Here is a 17,189-nt window from a genome sequence, read left to right as displayed (position 1 = left end):
CATAATATATTTCGGAATCTTCTCTCCTGTGTTTGTTATTTTATTTGCCTAACTTATTGTTTTAATTTCATTGGTTCTCCACAGCATGTTACATTGCCGGTACAGCATTTATCGGTAGAGCAGGATACATCTTCGCACTCCTTTACTACCTGAAGTTCAAAACCACATGCTTCGCAACGAAGAACCTGACCCATTTTCAAATCTCCACAGTTCATTTTCGTGCCACCTCAATATCCTTGATATTGAAAGTATGTAATTTAGGTTCAAACTGTTTTTGAAACAATGATTCTGAACATTAGTCTGTAAAAAAGTCCCGAGCTCTCTGAAAAGCAGCAGCCTTGTAAGCAGGACTGATAAATAGTCCAGAGTAAGGAACTCCGCTCAGACTCCGACCAGATTATAAAAAGTGGGAAAGAACATTCTTAATATATTTTCTCTTTAGGCATTCTTCTAGACTTTGTATGCTTCAGTTTCAGTTACATTTTTAAATATCTACTCTATCAGAAGAGTAAATTCTTATCATATTTGCCGCAAATACCTATAGCAATCTGGCAAAACCTATTTTCGGATCAAAAAACAGGAAATGTTTCTATGAAGATGAACCCACGCTGTACCTATTGCCTGCTTTCAAGAGTACATTTTCAGTCTAAGCTTTCTACTGATGATGAAGACCTAATAAGCAAGACCATTAAGGAATGCCTTAAAGTTGTGACCAAAAACTACAGCCCCGACGTGGTATCTGCTTCCGTAGCCACCAAAGTTCACAGAAAATGCTATGAGGTTCTGGGAGACAATGACCCTTATGCGGTAACAAAGAAACTTATCAACCAGGCTGCGCTGAAAGTCCTGCCCGTAGCGAAAGAAAAGATTTATGAAAATTCTCCTGATAATGGGGAACTTTTCAAGCGTGCAGTACTGGCATCCGTGATTGCGAATTACTTTGATTTCGGAATTATGGGTTTTGATGCCAGTGAAGACAAATTTGAGGCTGCTTTTCAGAAATACTTCGAACAAGGACTTGATGTTGATGACACTCCCAAAATGCTCGGGCTCATGCAGGACGTTGTTTACATTGCCGACAATTGCGGAGAAATTCTCTTTGATATACTTGTTTTTGATATCATCAAAAAACTCGGTGGAAAGATCACACTCGTAGTCCGGGGTGGACCCATTCTGACAGACGTGACCTTAGAAGAGATAAAAGAGTTTGAAATTGACAAAAAAGTCGATAGAGTCCTGACAACCGGTTCAAATGCCGTAGGTGTCCTGATTGAGGAAGCTCCAGCCGAACTGATTCAGGCAATGAAAGATGCGACTCTTATTATTAGCAAGGGCATGGCCAATTATGAAACTCTATCCGAACATAATTTTGGGCCTATTGCATACATGCTTCTTACTAAATGTGAGTGTGTTGCTGAAGACCTGGGACTTGAACCGGGCTTATCCATTGCAAAACTAATGAACTATCCCTGAAGTTTCCTCTGAGAAGTTTTCGGAAGCTTCTTATCTATCAGGCTCACTAATAACTATAGCTATGGATGGCATAAAAACAGTTTAACGCATGTAGTAGCACATGCAGTAGCACATGTAGTAGCGCATGTAGTAACGCATGTAGTAGCACATGTAGTAGCACATGTAGTAGCACATGTAGTAAAGTGCTAATACCACAGCATAGAATATATTATTATATTGAATTTAGACCAACAAAATTGAAAAATATAAAATGAGGTATAAGGAGAAATATAAAATGTGTGAACTCAATGTGTTCTTGCTTCGTGGAGATGAGCGTGAGAGAGTTATGGATTCCGTAGCAAGGATCCTGGTTGAAGGCAACTCAATCCAGCTTACTGGAATTCTAGGAGATCAGATGACTGTCGAAGGCTCAATTAGGGAAGTTAACTTCTCACGGGGAGAAGCCCTTATCCTTGCAAATTAAACTTTTTATTTTTTCGTTTTACCTTTTCTTTCAGATCTGACATTTTTCCTGTTTTTGTCTCTTTCTTTTCCTTTCCTACTCAGTTTTCCTGTCTTTATCTCTTTCTTTCCCTTCCTACTCAGTTTTCCTGTCTTTATCTCTTTCTTTTCTTTTCTTTTCTGCTCAATTTTCAGGCATAACCTATCGGAAAAGGATCTGTAAGCTTCCGAATTTCTGAATATGTCTTCTAGTTTCTTTAATTAATAAGATCTCTCGGGAAAAGCATTTATCTGACTTTATCTATAATAACTCCATGTGTTCCAAGACACCAGGTTCAGACTTAAGTTAAGATACTCGAAAAAGATCTGCTAAAGCAATATCTTGGATTATGTGTCGGGCAAGATTGTAGAAAAAGTTATAATCTCTGGATAAACCTTAAATTTATGCCTGCATTCTAGACTTATGTAGTATGTAATTCGTGTCCGGAATTAAGATATCCGGTTGAATTTAAATTTTCAGTGATTTAGGCTATATATTACGTTGGGTAGAATAGGATAAAACAGGATTGGATAAAATGGTTAAAGCAAAAATCGCAGTAAATGGTTACGGAACGATAGGAAAGAGAGTTGCAGACGCCGTAAGGGCTCAGGACGATATGGAAGTTATCGGAATTTCTAAAACAAAGCCGAACTATGAAGCTGCAGTGGCTCACCAGATAGGATATGACATATATGCCCCAGCTGCAAATCTCGAAGCTTTTGAGAAGGCAGGAATGCCCGCAGCCGGCACAATTGAAGAAATGGTTGAAAAGGCTGACCTGGTTGTAGATTGCACACCCGGAGGAATCGGTGAAAAAAATAAGCCTATGTATGAAAAGGCCGGGGTAAAAGCAATCTGGCAGGGCGGCGAAGATCATTCACTTGCAGGTTTTTCATTTAATGCGATTTGCAATTACGAGCAGGCTGTGGGCCGTGATCTGGTAAGGGTTGTCTCATGCAACACTACAGCACTTTGTAGAGCTATTTACCCGATAGACAAAGAATTGGGGGTAAAAAAGGCCAGGGTAGTTCTTGCAAGGCGGGCAACCGATCCTAACGATGTAAAGAAAGGACCAATTAATGCAATCGTACCCGACCCAATCAAGCTTCCGTCTCACCACGGGCCTGATGTAAAAAGTGTGCTTCCACAGATTAATATTACAAGTGCAGCCCTGAAGATCCCGACAACCCTGATGCACGTACACACCGTGAATATGGAAGTTGAGAAGGATTGCACTGTAGATGATGTTAAAAACATCTTTGGTTCCCAGCCAAGAATCCGCTTCGTGGGGCAGGGTATGTCGTCTACAGCGGAAATTATGGAATTTGCCAGGGATATGAAGCGCCCCAGAAACGATATGTGGGAGAACTGCATCTGGCCTGAATCAATAACTGTAGGGGATAAGGAGCTTTATTTCTTCCAGGCTGTACATCAAGAATCGATTGTCGTTCCGGAAAACGTGGACGCTATAAGGGCCATGATGGAATTTGAAAGCGACGGTGCAAAGTCAATTGAAAAGACAAATAAGGCTATTGGCCTGTCTAAAAAGTAATAAAAATAAGGTGCCGGAATTTAAGTTTATATAAATTCCAGCTTTGAGTGTTTCCGGATATTCAATCTGAATATCTGGAAATAAATTTCTGAGACCCAGAAATTCCATACATAAATTTATATTTTTCATTGGATTTCTTACTAACCTCAAAGATCGAAAATTCGAAATCCTTATCTTTTGAATGAAGGAAATAGAATTTGGAACTTTTAATTGGGAAAAATGGCTAAGATATGAATTCAACAAATTCAGGATTTTTGAAGTTATCTCGAGAGGCCTTTAAAGCCGCATCAGATTCTATCTGTGATCTTGCAGGTACCGATGCTGCAGGCAGTTTTGTTTGTATGGGAGCTGACGGGACTCCGACGACCAGAATAGACCTCGCAGCAGAGGACGCTATCGTCGAAGTTCTTAAAGAAGACGGCAGGTCTATGAGGATTATCAGCGAGGAGCTTGGCGAACGTATTTTAGGGGATTCGCCTGAGTTTTCTGTTGTTCTAGACCCGCTTGATGGAACATATAATTCCTCAGTAGGGATTCCCTTTTACAGTGTTTCTTTAGCCGTTTCTTCTCACGACCTTTCAGACCTCAGGTTCGGGTATGTGAGTAACCTCGCGTTACGCGAGGAATACTATGCAGAAGCCGGAAAAGGGGCCTATCTTAACGGAAAAAAAATAAAATCTTCCGTTAATTCAGAGCTGAATAAATTGTGTGTCAGTGTTTATGGCTACCGGCAAAATATAGAAAGGACCCGAAAGATATACAGTAACGTCAGGAGGGTGAGATTATTCGGAAGTGTAGCTCTCGAGTTGTGTTATGTAGCTTCAGGCAGACTTGATGCTTTTGTTGACGTCCGAAATGCTTTGCGGGTAACTGACGTGGCCGCAGGGCAGCTGATTCTGGCCGAAGCAGGTGGGCTCGTTACAGACGGATACGGAAATTCCTTAAGACTTCCTGATAATGTTACCACAAGAGTGGAAATGGTTGCGTCCAATGGACACGTACATGATAAGCTTTTAAAATTACTCTTCGGAGGATAAATTGGCGATAAAAAAAATAGGAATATCTGCGCGCTGCGACAGGCCTGAAATAATTGGAAAAGTAAGGGAGATTCTTGCTCATTTCAGTTCAAGGGTTCAAATTTTTGTCGCCACTCCCACGGCTGAGGTACTCGGAATGGAAGGTACTCCGGTTGAAAGAATGAGAGAAGAAGGAGTGGAACTCATTATCAGCGTAGGAGGGGATGGCACAGTCCTCCGAAATATTGCTAAGATGAAAGACCCTCTCCCCATACTTGGAATCAATATGGGTACGCTTGGCTTTCTTGTAGATGTTGAGCCCGAAGACGCCCTTGAAACCATAGAAGAGGTGCTTTATGGTTTTTCCTACAGCGACAGAATGCGAGTCGATGTTTTCCTTAACGGGGAAATGCTTGAGACTGCAACGAACGAGATTGCAATAATGTCTGCAAAGCCTGCGAAGATCATTCAGTTTGAGGTTTATGTCGGAGATTGCCTTCTTGACTCGATGCGTGCGGATGGTGTGGTTTTTGCAACCCCTACAGGCTCTACTGCCTATGCGATGAGCGCAGGCGGTCCTATTATAAGTCCAAGGGTAAATGCTATTGTGGTTGTTCCTGTCGCTCCTTTTAAACTCTCCTCAAGGCCCTGGGTCATCCCGTCAGACAGCGAAATCACTATAAGGCTATCGGCTCCAAAAAAAGAGGCGGTTATTGCAATTGATGGGCAGAAGTCCTACAGGATAAAACTCGATGATGTTGTCAAACTTAAGAAGTCCAGATTTCCTGCACGCTTTGTAAGAATTTCAGATACCTGTTTCTATGAAAGGGTCCAGAGAAAACTTACCTGAGAGCAGTCTTTGACTTTATCTGAAAGCCTTTGCTTTTACCTTAGAGCAAGCCTTTACTTGTTACTCTGGAAAACCTTTACATGTTACTCTGAGAAAAAACCCTTAATTTATTAATTTGAAAGAGCCTTCATTAAGTATTGAAAAAAGTGTTTACATGCAGAGAAGTATCTTATAAAAAGAAAATTTAAGCCAGAGAAATGGCTTTACTCAAAATTAAGCTTTCCTATTAATTTTAGTATTTTTCTCTGGCCTGGAGAGCTTTTAATCTTTTCATGAACCTTTAACTGAAAATCTATTGATATAAGCTAATTTGCCAAATTTGAACTCATTTTTATCCAGTTTTTCGAGAAGCCGTTGCCGGAAACTCTATTCCTCCAAGGAAAACATTTATACATATGCAGGTAAAGCTATGCTTAATTTTGACGAGATACAAGATTTTCTGACTTTTAGGGACATTTGGGCCCCAGTACCTCTTATTCAGCCTTTGAGTTATTTTTCAGATAAATCACCTATATATCATTAAAAATAATTAAAAAAATGCCTCTCAGTAATTAAAAATCACAGGAAGTAATAGTAATGTCAGAGAGCGAGCAGTATTCCAGAAACAAACTTATGGATTTTATCGAATATCGCCCCCTAGATGTCGAAATCTGTGACGTGACCCTACGTGATGGGGAACAGACTCCAGGCGTTGTGTTCACAAAGGAACAGAAGCTGGCAATGGCCAGTGAACTTGATTCTATGGGTGTCGAGGTTATAGAAGCCGGATTTCCGGTAGTTTCCGCAAATGAAAAGGAAACCGTTAAGGAAATTGCAAATCAGGGCTTTGATTCAAGGATCTGCTGCCTCTCAAGAGCAGTAAAAGGGGACGTGGACGCTGCACTTGAATGTGATGTCGATATTGTGAGTATTTTTATTGCAATGTCAGACATGCACCTCAAATACAAGTACCATCGAAGCCTTGAGGAAATGCTTGGCTGTGCCAAGGAAACCATTGAATACGCTACCGATCACGGGTTAAAAGTACGTTTTGCAGCCGAGGACGCTAGTCGGACCCCGATTGACCGCCTGAAACAGGCTTTCAAGGAAGTCGAAAACGAATATAAGGTGCAGTACGTAAGCCTTGCAGATACGATCGGTATCCTTAACCCTACAACGACACATTATCTTGTTAGCGAAATTTTCAAGGAAGTTAATACCTCAATCTGTATCCATTGCCATGATGACCTAGGAATGGCCACCGCAAATACCCTTGCAGCTGCCGAAGCCGGGGCAAAACAGCTCCATACCACAGTTAATGCAATCGGGGAACGTGCAGGAAATGCTTCCCTTGAAGAAGTAATAGTAGCCCTCAGGGTGCAGTACGGCATTGACCGCTATGACACCACGAAGCTAACCTCCCTTTCTAAAATGGTCTCGGAATATTCAGGCATCACACCCTCGGTAAATAAAGCTGTTGTCGGGCAAAATGCCTTTACCCATGAATCAGGAATCCACGTTGCAGCAATCCTGGAAGAACCGCGTACTTATGAACTCTTCCTCCCGGAAATGGTTGGCGGGCAGCGCAACCTTGTCGTAGGAAAGCACACCGGCACAAAAGCCTTAAAAGGCATTATTAATAGCATAGGTTTCTGCCTTGAGCGGGAGGAACTCTGCGCCTTGATCGAGAAAGTCAAGGTCTGCACCGAAGAAAAGCATAAAAGCATCTCACGGGATCAGCTCGAAAGGCTGATTACTCAGGTAAGGCAGGAAAGTAAAACAACAGAACAGGAAGAGGAGAAGTTTTCTATTTGAAAACTCTGAATCTTTCACATAGATTCATTTGTTTTTTCTCATTTCATTTAAAACTTGTTTCATTTATTTATTATTTTCAGTTATTTTTCTAACCTGAACTATTTATCTGGCGCAGAAGCTTTTTGGCTGTGGTTTTGGCAGGAGATCTCCTTGCAAATAGACATGCAACTGCAAGCAGTGTAACTGTGGAACTCATAGGCAGGAAAGGAATAGATGAAGTTTTCTTCGTTACTGTTTCATTTAGAGTCCAGTGCCTGACATCCCCAACTGTATTTCCCTCAATAGCAAAACATTCATAGGTACCGTTTTGTTCAAAATCGAAAATCCAGATTTCTCCGTTTCTTTCAGAAGAAATGTCTATATTCTTTAATTCTCCAGGATTTAATCCTGCTTCAGCAGCACTTTGCCTGGCAAGTTCAAGTGCTTGAGTTTTTGAGCGGACAGGGCCCGAAAGGAGGATTTCTGGCTGTTCGAATTTCACAAATTCATATGCTTCTGTCGTATATTTGATCCCCCTTCCAAACCCCCAGCTTCCGTTACTTAAACTTATTTCCACTTGATAGGGGCCGTTTAATTCATTCTTGCGGATTCTGCCGCCTTCAAAATTGAGGAGGACCGTACTGGTATTTCCGTCCAGGTAGGTGGAATTTTTTGCAAGGTTAAGCGCACGAAACTCATGAACTGTTGAACCTTTACTTTCATGATAACCCAGGTCTACACTCAGGTCTCCCGTGAAAAAATAAGTAGAAGGCGTGTTACTCTGAGCATTAAATTTAATTACCAGGTAATCATACAGTCCATCTCCATCCAGATCAAGCCCGTAATCGGAAACCGGTCCAACGAACTGAACGGGATTTTGAGGATCTGCAGTCCCTGCAGGATCTTCGTCTGCCATAGCAGGACTCATCAATGCAAAAAGTAATATCAGTGAAAGAGTAAGTTGAAAGAATATCCTGTTTTTCTTCTCAATCAAAAGGTATATTTTCGAATCCATTATATTTCCCCGGCTCTAACCAGTCAAAGGTGACTTAAAATAAAAGTGAAAAATTTAAATTGAAATATAATAAATTTAAATATAATAAATTTAAAAACTGTTTTTAGGGCTTAAGCCCTGTATGTCAAACCCCACTCTGACCTTTTCGGTGGGTTTGCCTCAAGCATTTCTCTCCATTTTTCATCGGTCAAGCGATCGGGCATAGGTTGCTTGAACTCGTAATAGCTCATAACAGGCCCTGCAGCCAGGAAAATCCTGCCGTCAGGAACCTTGTAAGCCACAATCGCCATATCCACGTATCCTGTTCCTTCCTCAAGTACGAGTCCCTCATTTGGTTCAGTGTAAACATCTGCAACAAGGGTAGTTTTCCTTGCCTCTTCGTCAACACTTGCACTCATTAGAATCATTTCTCCAAACTTGGAGATGTAAACTTTATCTTCCTCTGTCAGTTCCTCGTTTTCAAGTTCCTTTTCGGAAATCTCGATAAGCCTTTCCAGCACGCTCTCAAGGCTTTCAAATCTTCTTCCTGTATCTTCATCAAGCACATCCAGTTCCTCAAGCCCATCTTCAGTCATCCTGGTAAGGGCTAACAGCCTGTTATAATATTCAGGTACAGGTTCCACATATCCCACGGGGTTGTCCCCAAACACAGGAAGAGATGTCGCAATTCCATAGAGCTGTTTTGAATAAAGAATCGTATCGTGCCTGAGTTCAGTCCAGGAAGCCAGCGATGTACTCAGTTCCTTGTCCTTCCAGGCGTTGGTCTGCATAAAAGTCGGGTAGCCTGAACCGTAGTCTTTCAGGAGGGGCTGAAGGGAATAAAGCCAGGACCAGTAGAGGTTTCTGTTCCAGTCGGCTGCGCTGAAGTTCGAAAACTCCGAATCCAGTTCTCCGTACCTGAGACTGTAATTTTTATAACTTGAATCATTCAGTTCGTCAAGCCAGTAAACAGCCCTTCCCGAGCCCAGGAGAGCCATCGCATCAAGCCCGCGAGGGAAGCCCCTGTTGTTCCCGTATTCGGAAGCTATATAGGTAAACGGCACATACTCCTGATTTCCAGTGTACTCTTTTGTATAGGGGCCAGTAAGCCTGGAGAAAATATAAGAGTCAGGGATAAAACGCTGCCCTATGAACCTGAAACCTTTCGTATCCTCAAGGAGTTCATCGGCCTGTTCAGCTGTTAGAATAAGATCGTGGGCTCCACTTCCAGTACCGCCATAAATCTCAGGGCTCCGATATCCGGCAAGCTTTACTTTCAGTTCTTCCACTGTTGTTGCGTTAAAGTTCTTTGACCCATTTCCAAACACCGATTCCATTGCTTCCATATATTCGTAAGGTCCGAGATCATCAGAGATGCCCACATAAAAAGCTGTAACCTCGTAGATCCGGTCCCATTTTTCGAGGAGCTCAGGATTGTCTTTAAGCTGGGAACTTATCAGTCCTGCCTGGATAGTCTGGATGCGGGCATCTTTTGCAGGATCTTCCGATTCGATCAATTTCTCCTTCAGCAGCATGCTCATTCTGCCGTGCCACATAAACGCCCTGAAATAGTTTTGCAGTATTTCGGAGTGAGTATAGTGACCTCGCGGCAAGTACTGGGAATAATCTTCCTTATAACTGAAAATCGGAGAAAGTTCAAAGCCCTGGTGAGCTTTAATCAGGGGAAGTTCTGCTTCAACATCTGTTTTTACAAACTCAGGAATCTCAAACTGATATTTTTCCTTTGCTGAAGGGTCAAAGTATACTCCTGCCTCAGGACCGTAAGGATCCGTTATCTCCTTTATTTGTTCCTCTTTGGGCTGGAGCAGGCTCAAAGCAACTGAAAAGTAGGCTGCATTTCTTCTTGCAGCTTCCTTTTCTTCTCCTGAAGCTCTATTATAATCCTCTATAGATGCATTAAGCAAGGATTTATCAAGTTCCCACAAAAGTCCATATAACTTATTTTGCTCGATCTGGCTCATGCTGTCATCAAACTGGACGTGGTAAAGGTGGAGAAGCGTATCTGAAGTTATGAATATCAACTGCCCTTCGTTTTCAAGGCTGTTATACATAGCAGTAATGTCATCTTCTTTCGAATTGTAAGGGTTGGAAATAACCACAAACCCATTTTCTTTCAACTTCTCCAGAGCTGTTTCATCGGTCAGAAACTTTTGAGAAAACTTTTCATAATTCATAATATCGGATTCTTTCAGGGGAAGTTCGTACTGGGGAGATTTTAGTTCTATGTCAAGAGCGTCAAGCCTGTAATTCCCTGCAAGCGATAAATTCTCGGCCTCAATATTGGAAAGGTCTACTGCTTCGGTTTTCAGATGGCCCGTTGAAGTATTTCCATCACGGTCCACTTCTTCTATCATTACATTCTTTACTTGAACATCATTATAGAGGTTCGGTAAACTGTTATTGTCCACTTCTTCTGTCGTTTCAGTTCCGTTCTTTCCGTTTAACCCGGAACTTTGCTCCAGGCATCCTCCTGTAAAAATGGAAACCAGAAGAATAAGGAATATCAAAAGAGTTACAACTGTCTGAGTTAGGTTCTTCATTCTTTCATCTCGGTCGCTCTGGATCAGTATCTTATTCGAGCTTTGCTCGCTCAGAGTGGGTAGGGTTTATCTTCTAAGTCCAGATGTTCGGATTTTAGGTAATTCAGATTTTCAGGTTAAGATGTCCTGTTTTGCAACCGAAGACCTGTATATGGGGTCAAACATTTTCAGAAATTAATTTTTTTATATTTGTCAAACCAAATATTTCAAACTATCTGAAATTCTGTCAGGTTAAATCCAGCTAAAAAATATGCTAAATAATACACTAAAAAAATAAGAAGTAGAAAAATTAGAAAACAATATACTGAAAGAAATAAGAATAGGAAAATTAGAAAAGAGGACATCGAAAGAGATAAAAAATGGAAAAATTAGAAAATAGTTGAGAGTAAAAAATTAAGAAATGTATGTTGCAGACCACTCCGGTCTCTCAGGTGGATTTGCCTCAAGCATTTCTTGCCATTTTTCATCGGTCAGGCGTTCAGACATGGGCTGCTTAAACTCGTAATGGCTCATCACAGGCCCGGCTCCTAGAAGTATCCTGCCATCCGGAAGCTTATATGCAACTACCAGCATGTCAACATACCCGGCTCCTTCTTCTAGCACGTCTCCCGTGTTTCCGTCGGTATGAACATCAGCGACTACTGTAGTTTTCTTAACATCATCATCGACTCCATTTGTACCTTCAAGCTGGTCACCAAAAGTCTGGATGAACTCGTATTCTTCGTTTGTCAATTCCTTATTTTCCAGTTCCTTTTCCGAAATATTCTGAAGTTTTGCTAAGATTTCTTCAAGGCTTGCAAGTTTGCTCTCTGAATAGGGGTTAAGTACTTCCATTTCACTCAAACCCTGTTTTGTCATCTTTGTCAAGGCAAGCAGCCTGGCGTAAAAATCCGGAACTGGTTCGACATAGCCAACAGCAGGCTTTTCTTCAGGTTCACCTGGTGCTGCGCTACCAACCATGGTTTCACTCTGTTTTGCATAGAGAATCGTATCGTGCCTGAGTTCGGTCCAGGAAGCCAGCGACGTGCTCAGTTCCTTGTCCTGCCAGGCGTTGGTCTGCATAAAAGTCGGGTAGCCTGTACCATAGTCTTTCAGGAGGGGTTGGAGGGAATAAAGCCAGGACCAGTAGAGGTTTCTGTTCCAGTCAGCTGCGTTGAAATTCGAGAATTCCTTCTCCAGATTTGAATATTGAGCACTATAATTTTCATAGTTTGAATCATCCAGTTCGTCGAGCCAGTAAACAGCTCTTTCCGAACCCAAGAGAGCCATTACATCAAGCCCACGTGGGAAACCGCGAATAGGGCCGGCTTCAGAGATTACCATCGTAAAAGGAGTCTTATTTTCACCCGTATACTCCCCTATACCTGTATATTTTCCCGTATATGCTCCAACCAGGTTTGAGAATACATAAGAATCCGGAATAAAACGCTGCCCCATAAAGCGGAATCCCGTAGTATTTTCGAGGCATTCATCAGCCTGCGCAGAAGTAAAGGGCGGCTCCAGAACACAGTTTCCTGTACCTCCGTAGATCTTTGGACCTTCGTATTCGGCAAGTTTGGTTTTGAGTTCGTTGACTGTTGTTTCGTTAAATTCCCTCTTCTCGCTGCCAAAAACCGAATCAAGAGCTTCCATATACTCATATGGTCCAAGGTCATCGGAAAAACCTACGTAAAAAGCTGTAACCTCATAGATCCGATTCCAGTTTTTAAGGAGTTCAGGCTCTTTTTGGAGTTCAGAAGCAATTAAACTGGCCTGGATAGTCTGGATGCGAGCATCCTTTTCAGGGTCTTTGGATTTGATCAATTCACCTTTCAAGAGCATGATCATTCTCCCGTGCCACATAAAAGCCTTGAAATAGTTTTCTAATTGCTGGGTGCGAGTGTAGTGGCCTCGCGGTACATATTGAGAATAATCTTCCTCATACTGGAAAATTGGAGAAACAGCAAAGCCTTTGTGAGCGTCTATCAAAGCGAGTTCGGCTTCAACTTCTTTTTTTACAAAGTCGGGAGTTTCGAACTGGTACTGTTTTGCTGTATCCTCAGGGAAAAGGGACATATAATCAGAATCGTAGTCATCTTCTTTCTGTATCTGCTCAGGTTTCGGCTGGAGAAGACTCAAAGCAACTGAAAAGTAGGCTGCATTTCTTCGTGCAGCTTCCTGTTCGTCTACAGAAGCGTTGTTATACTTCTCGATAGAGGCATTTAGCAGAGAAAGGTCTGTCTTCCAGAGAGTATCGTAAAATTCCCTTTCTTCTATCAGTCTAAGAGTTTCATCAAACTGAATGTGGTAAAGATGCAGCAGGGAATCCGTAGTAATAAAAACAGGAATCTCTTCTTCTTGGAGGGAAGAATACATTGAAGTTATATCTTCTTCTCCAGGGTTGTAAGGATCCTTTATTACGACAAAGCCATTGTTCTCCAGAAGCTTAAGATCAGACTCGTTCAGAGATATTTTACCGGAAAAATTTCCATAATTGGAGATTTCCTCTTTCTTAAGAGGTAATTTATAAGAAGGCGTTTTTAACTCGATATCAACAGCTTCAAGTCTGTAGTTTCCCGCAAGAGACGAATTTCCGGCTTCAAAATTGGAAAGGTCTACTGCCTCGGTTTTCAGCCGACCAGTTGAAGAGCTTTGGTTATTGTCTACATCCTCTGTCGTTACAGTCTTTTCTTGAACATCGTTATAGAGATTCGGTAAACTTTCGTTGTTCACTTCTTTGGTTGTTTCGGTGCCGTTCTTTCCGTTTAAACCGGAACTTTGATCCAGACATCCTCCTGTAAAAAGAGAGACTATAATGATTAAAAGAACTAAACGAATTGCAATTAGCTTGGTTCCGTACTTCATTCTTTCATCTCTGTCACTTTGGCTCAATATCTGATTAAAGATTTCTCGCTCGGAGAGGTGGGGTTTCTGCCTTCTCAGTCTCATAGTCCAGATGTCCTGTTTTGCAACTTAAGACCTGCATAGGCTTTTATAGGGAGTAAATTTCAAAAATTAACTTTCATAAGTTATCTATTCAAATATTTTAATCTATTTGGAATTTGATTAAGTTATACTAAGCTATAAAATACGTTAAAAAGTAAATCTAAAAGAAATAAAAAGAAAAAAATAAAATATAGAAAAATTAAAAATTTTTAAAATACTTGAGAGTAAAAATCAAACCCTGTAAGTTAAAGCCCACTCTGGCTTTTCAGGAGGGTTTGTCTCCAGCATTTCTCTCCATTTTTCATCGTTCAGGCGAGCTTCGATCGGCTGCTTGAACTCGTAATAGCTCATAACAGGCCCTGCAGCCAGGAAAGTCCTACCGTCAGGAACCTTGTAAGCCACAATCACCATATCCACGTATCCTGTCCCTTCCTCAAGTGCGAGTTCATTATTTGGTTCAGTGTAGACATCTGCAACAAGGGTAGTTTTCCTTGCCTCTTCGTCGACATTCAAGCTCGTTTTGACAATTTCTCCAAACTTGAGGATGTAATATTTGTCTTCTTCTGTCAGTTTCTCGTTTTCAAGTTCTTTTTCGGAAATCTCGATAAGCTTTTCAAGGGTCTGCTCCAAGCTTTTAAATCTCCATTTCGAATCTTCGTCAAGCGCGTCCATCTCTTCAAGCCCGCTTTCAGTCATTCGGGTGAGGGCCAGTAATCTGTTATAAAATTCGGGTACCGGCTCTACATACCCAACAGGCTTATCCTCAATCATTGGCATTGACTCATCTATTCCATAGGTTTGCTTGGCATAGAGAATTGTATCGTGCCTGAGTTCAGTCCAGGAAGCCAGTGATGTGCTCAGTTCCTTGTCCTGCCAGGTGTCAGTCTGCATAAAAGTCGGGTAGCCTGAACCGTAGTCTTTCATGAGGGGCTGGAGGGAATAAAGCCAGGACCAGTAAAGATTCCTGTTCCAGTCGGCTGCGCTGAAGTTCGAAAACTCCGAATCCAGTTCTCCATACCTGAGACTGTAATTTTTATAACTTGAATCATTCAGTTCGTCAAGCCAGTAAACAGCCCTTTCCGATCCCAGCAGAGCCATCGCATCAAGCCCGCGAGGGAAGCCCCTGTTGTTCCCGTACTCGGAAACTCTATAGGTGAAAGGCACATGCTCCTGATCTCCAGTGTACTCTTTAGTATAGGGGCCAATGAGCCTGAAGAATATATAAGAGTCAGGGATAAAACGCTGCCCTATGAACCTGAAACCTTTCGTATCCTCAAGGAGTTGATCTGCCTGTTCAGCCGTTAGAATAAGCTCGTGAGCTCCACTTCCAGTACCGCCATAAATCTCCGGGCTCCGATATCCTGCAAGCTTTACTTTCAGTTCTTCCAATGTTGTTGCGTTAAAGTTCCTTGATTCATTTCCAAACACTGATTCCATTGCTTCCATATATTCGTAAGGTCCGAGGTCATCAGAGATGCCCACATAAAAAGCCGTAATCGTATAGAGCCGGTCCCATTTCTTGAAGAGATCTGGATCGTCTTTAAGCCGGGAAGTTATCAGGCCTGCCTGGATAGTCTGGATGCGGGCATCTTTTGCAGGATCTTCTGATTCAATCAATTTCTCCTTCAGAAGCATGCTCATCCTGCCATGCCACATAAACGCCCTGAAATAATTTTGCAGTATTTCGGAGTGAGTATAGTGACCTCGCGGCACGTACTGGGAATAATCTTCCTTATATTTGAAAATCGGAGAAAGTTCAAAACCCTGGTGAGCTTCAATCAGGGAAAGTTCGGCTCCAACATCTTTTTTTACAAACTCAGGAATCTCAAACTGATATTTTTCCTTTGCTGAAGGGTCAAAGTATACTCCTGCCTCAGGACCGTAAGGATCCGTTATCTCCTTTATTTGTTCCTCTTTGGGCTGGAGCAGGCTCAAAGCAACTGAAAAGTAGGCTGCGTTTCTTCTTGCGGCTTCCTTTTCTTCTCCTGAAGCTCTATTATAATCCTCTACAGATGCATTAAGCAGAGCTTTATCAAGTTCCCACAAAAGGCCGTATAACTTATTTTGCTCGATCTGGCTCATACTGTCATCAAACTGGACGTGGTAGAGGTGGAGAAGCGTATCTGAAGTTATGAAAATCAACTGCCCTTCGTTTTCAAGGCTGTTATACATAGCAGTAATGTCATCTTCTTTCGAATTGTAAGGGTTGGAAATTACAACAAACCCATTTTCTTTTAGCTTCTTCAGAGCTGTTTCATTGGTCAGAAACTTTTGAGAGAATTCTCCATAATTCATAATATCGGATTCTTGTAGGGGAAGTTCGTACTGGGGAGCTTTTAGTTCTATATCAAGAGCGTCAAGCCTGTAATTTTCTGCAAAAGAGATATTCTCGGCCTCAATATTGGAAAGGTCTACTGCTTCGGTTTTCAGATGGCCCGTTGAAGTATTTCCATCACGGTCCACTTCTTCTATCATTACATTCTTTACTTGAACATCATTATAGAGGTTCGGTAAACTGTTATTGTCCACTTCTTCTGTCGTTTCAGTTCCGTTCTTTCCGTTTAACCCGGAACTTTGCTCCAGGCATCCTCCTGTAAAAATGGAAACCAGAAGAATAAGAAGCATCAAAAGAGTTGTAACTGTCTGAGTTAGATTCTTCATTCTTTCATCTCGGTCGCTCTGGATCAGTATCTGATTTGAGCTTTGCTCGCTCAGAGTGGGTGGGGTTTATCTTCTAAGTCCAGATGTTCGGATTTTAGGTAATTCAGATTTTCAGGTTAAGATGTCCTGTTTTGCAACCGAAGACCTGTATACGGGGTCAAACATTTTCAGAAATTAATTTTTTTATATTTGTCAAACCAAATATTTCAAACTATCTGAAATTCTGTCAGGTTAAATCCAGCTAAAAAATATGCTAAACAATACACTAAAAAAAAGAAGAAGTAGAAAAATTAGAAAACAATATACTGAAAGAAATAAGAACAGGAAAATTAGAAAAGAGTACATTGAAAGAAATAAAAATAGGAAAATTAGAAAAGAGTACATTGAAAGAGATAAAAAATGGAAAAACTAGAAAATAGTTGAGAGTAAAAATTAAGAATCCGGTTAATAAAAAATTTAAACCATAGTGGTTAAGTTTTTTGACATTTAGAAGAAGAAAATATATTCTTTTTCTTCTCTTTTTCTTCTCTTTTTCCTCTTTTTCTTCTCTTTTTCCTCTTTTTCTTCTCTTTTTCCTCTTTTTTCTTTCCTTTTTCCCCTTATTTCCTCTTATCCTTTCCTTTTTCCCTTATTTCCTCTTATCCTTTCCTTTTTCCCCTTTTCTTTTTCCCATCAATCATTTGGACTTAGAGGGTCTATCCTGAAAAGCAGAATCATGAATAATGCAGTTACAGTCCCTGTACCCCATAAAAGTGGGTCTCTGGTAAAATTCAGGAGCACGCCCATTACCAGCAATAAAGTCCCAACAGTCAGTAAAATCCTAAATTTTCTCTCCAATTTTTCCCCCTCATTTCCCTTTTGAGTATATTAATTCTTGAGTATCGATTTAGGCACTAAAAAACA

The 17,189-nt window shown here is 41.3% G+C and carries 12 protein-coding genes; 6 read left to right on the top strand and 6 right to left on the bottom strand.

The annotated features are described in order from the left end of the window. Positions 1 to 53 precede the first annotated feature (53 nt). Complete coding sequence (locus MSBRW_RS23010) at positions 54 to 215, bottom strand: hypothetical protein (RefSeq protein WP_011307160.1); 162 nt, start codon at positions 213 to 215, stop codon at positions 54 to 56. Positions 216 to 591: 376 nt separating this feature from the next. Here MSBRW_RS23010 and MSBRW_RS13675 point away from each other — a divergent pair, with 376 nt between their 5' ends. The 6 genes from MSBRW_RS13675 (at position 592) to MSBRW_RS13650 (ending at position 7,166) form a co-directional block, all read left to right on the top strand. Further along, on the top strand, positions 592 to 1,473 hold the full coding sequence (locus MSBRW_RS13675; RefSeq protein WP_011307161.1) for a damage-control phosphatase ARMT1 family protein: 882 nt from the start codon (positions 592 to 594) through the stop codon (positions 1,471 to 1,473). A 274-nt stretch (positions 1,474 to 1,747) separates the two neighbouring features. Further along, positions 1,748 to 1,936: a CooT family nickel-binding protein gene (locus MSBRW_RS13670; protein WP_011307162.1), complete on the top strand. Its 189-nt coding sequence runs from the start codon at positions 1,748 to 1,750 to the stop codon at positions 1,934 to 1,936. A gap of 553 nt (positions 1,937 to 2,489) precedes the next feature. After that, on the top strand, positions 2,490 to 3,506 hold the full coding sequence (locus MSBRW_RS13665) for a type II glyceraldehyde-3-phosphate dehydrogenase (RefSeq protein WP_011307163.1): 1,017 nt from the start codon (positions 2,490 to 2,492) through the stop codon (positions 3,504 to 3,506). 230 nt (positions 3,507 to 3,736) lie between these two features. Beyond that, positions 3,737 to 4,543 carry a bifunctional fructose-bisphosphatase/inositol-phosphate phosphatase gene (locus MSBRW_RS13660; protein WP_011307164.1) on the top strand — a complete coding sequence of 269 codons (807 nt, stop codon included), beginning with the start codon at positions 3,737 to 3,739 and terminating at the stop codon, positions 4,541 to 4,543. A 1-nt stretch (position 4,544) separates the two neighbouring features. Beyond that, entirely contained in the window at positions 4,545 to 5,372 is an 828-nt protein-coding gene (locus tag MSBRW_RS13655; RefSeq protein WP_011307165.1) for an NAD(+)/NADH kinase, read from the top strand. A gap of 576 nt (positions 5,373 to 5,948) precedes the next feature. Then, positions 5,949 to 7,166: a homocitrate synthase family protein gene (locus MSBRW_RS13650; RefSeq protein WP_011307166.1), complete on the top strand. Its 1,218-nt coding sequence runs from the start codon at positions 5,949 to 5,951 to the stop codon at positions 7,164 to 7,166. Between the two features lie 88 nt (positions 7,167 to 7,254). On the opposite strand, the gene MSBRW_RS13645 is transcribed toward MSBRW_RS13650, so the two are convergent. From MSBRW_RS13645 to MSBRW_RS22485, 5 genes are all read right to left on the bottom strand, one after another. Further along, positions 7,255 to 8,160 carry a hypothetical protein gene (locus MSBRW_RS13645; protein ID WP_011307167.1) on the bottom strand — a complete coding sequence of 302 codons (906 nt, stop codon included), beginning with the start codon at positions 8,158 to 8,160 and terminating at the stop codon, positions 7,255 to 7,257. Positions 8,161 to 8,270: 110 nt separating this feature from the next. Then, a complete protein-coding gene (locus MSBRW_RS13640; RefSeq protein WP_011307168.1) occupies positions 8,271 to 10,700 on the bottom strand; it encodes a DUF3160 domain-containing protein in 2,430 nt (809 codons plus the stop codon). Positions 10,701 to 11,093: 393 nt separating this feature from the next. Then, complete coding sequence (locus MSBRW_RS13635) at positions 11,094 to 13,544, bottom strand: DUF3160 domain-containing protein (protein ID WP_011307169.1); 2,451 nt, start codon at positions 13,542 to 13,544, stop codon at positions 11,094 to 11,096. A gap of 312 nt (positions 13,545 to 13,856) precedes the next feature. After that, positions 13,857 to 16,286 (bottom strand): DUF3160 domain-containing protein, encoded by a 2,430-nt coding sequence (locus tag MSBRW_RS13630; protein ID WP_011307170.1) that lies wholly within the window; start codon positions 16,284 to 16,286, stop codon positions 13,857 to 13,859. 672 nt (positions 16,287 to 16,958) lie between these two features. Further along, positions 16,959 to 17,123 (bottom strand): hypothetical protein, encoded by a 165-nt coding sequence (locus MSBRW_RS22485; protein ID WP_155398307.1) that lies wholly within the window; start codon positions 17,121 to 17,123, stop codon positions 16,959 to 16,961. Positions 17,124 to 17,189 lie beyond the last annotated feature (66 nt).

Source organism: Methanosarcina barkeri str. Wiesmoor (assembly GCF_000969985.1).
GTDB classification, from domain to species: Archaea; Halobacteriota; Methanosarcinia; order Methanosarcinales; family Methanosarcinaceae; genus Methanosarcina; species Methanosarcina barkeri_B.
The sequence above is the reverse complement of the archived record's forward strand: the minus strand, read 5'-3'. Positions and strand labels throughout refer to the sequence as shown.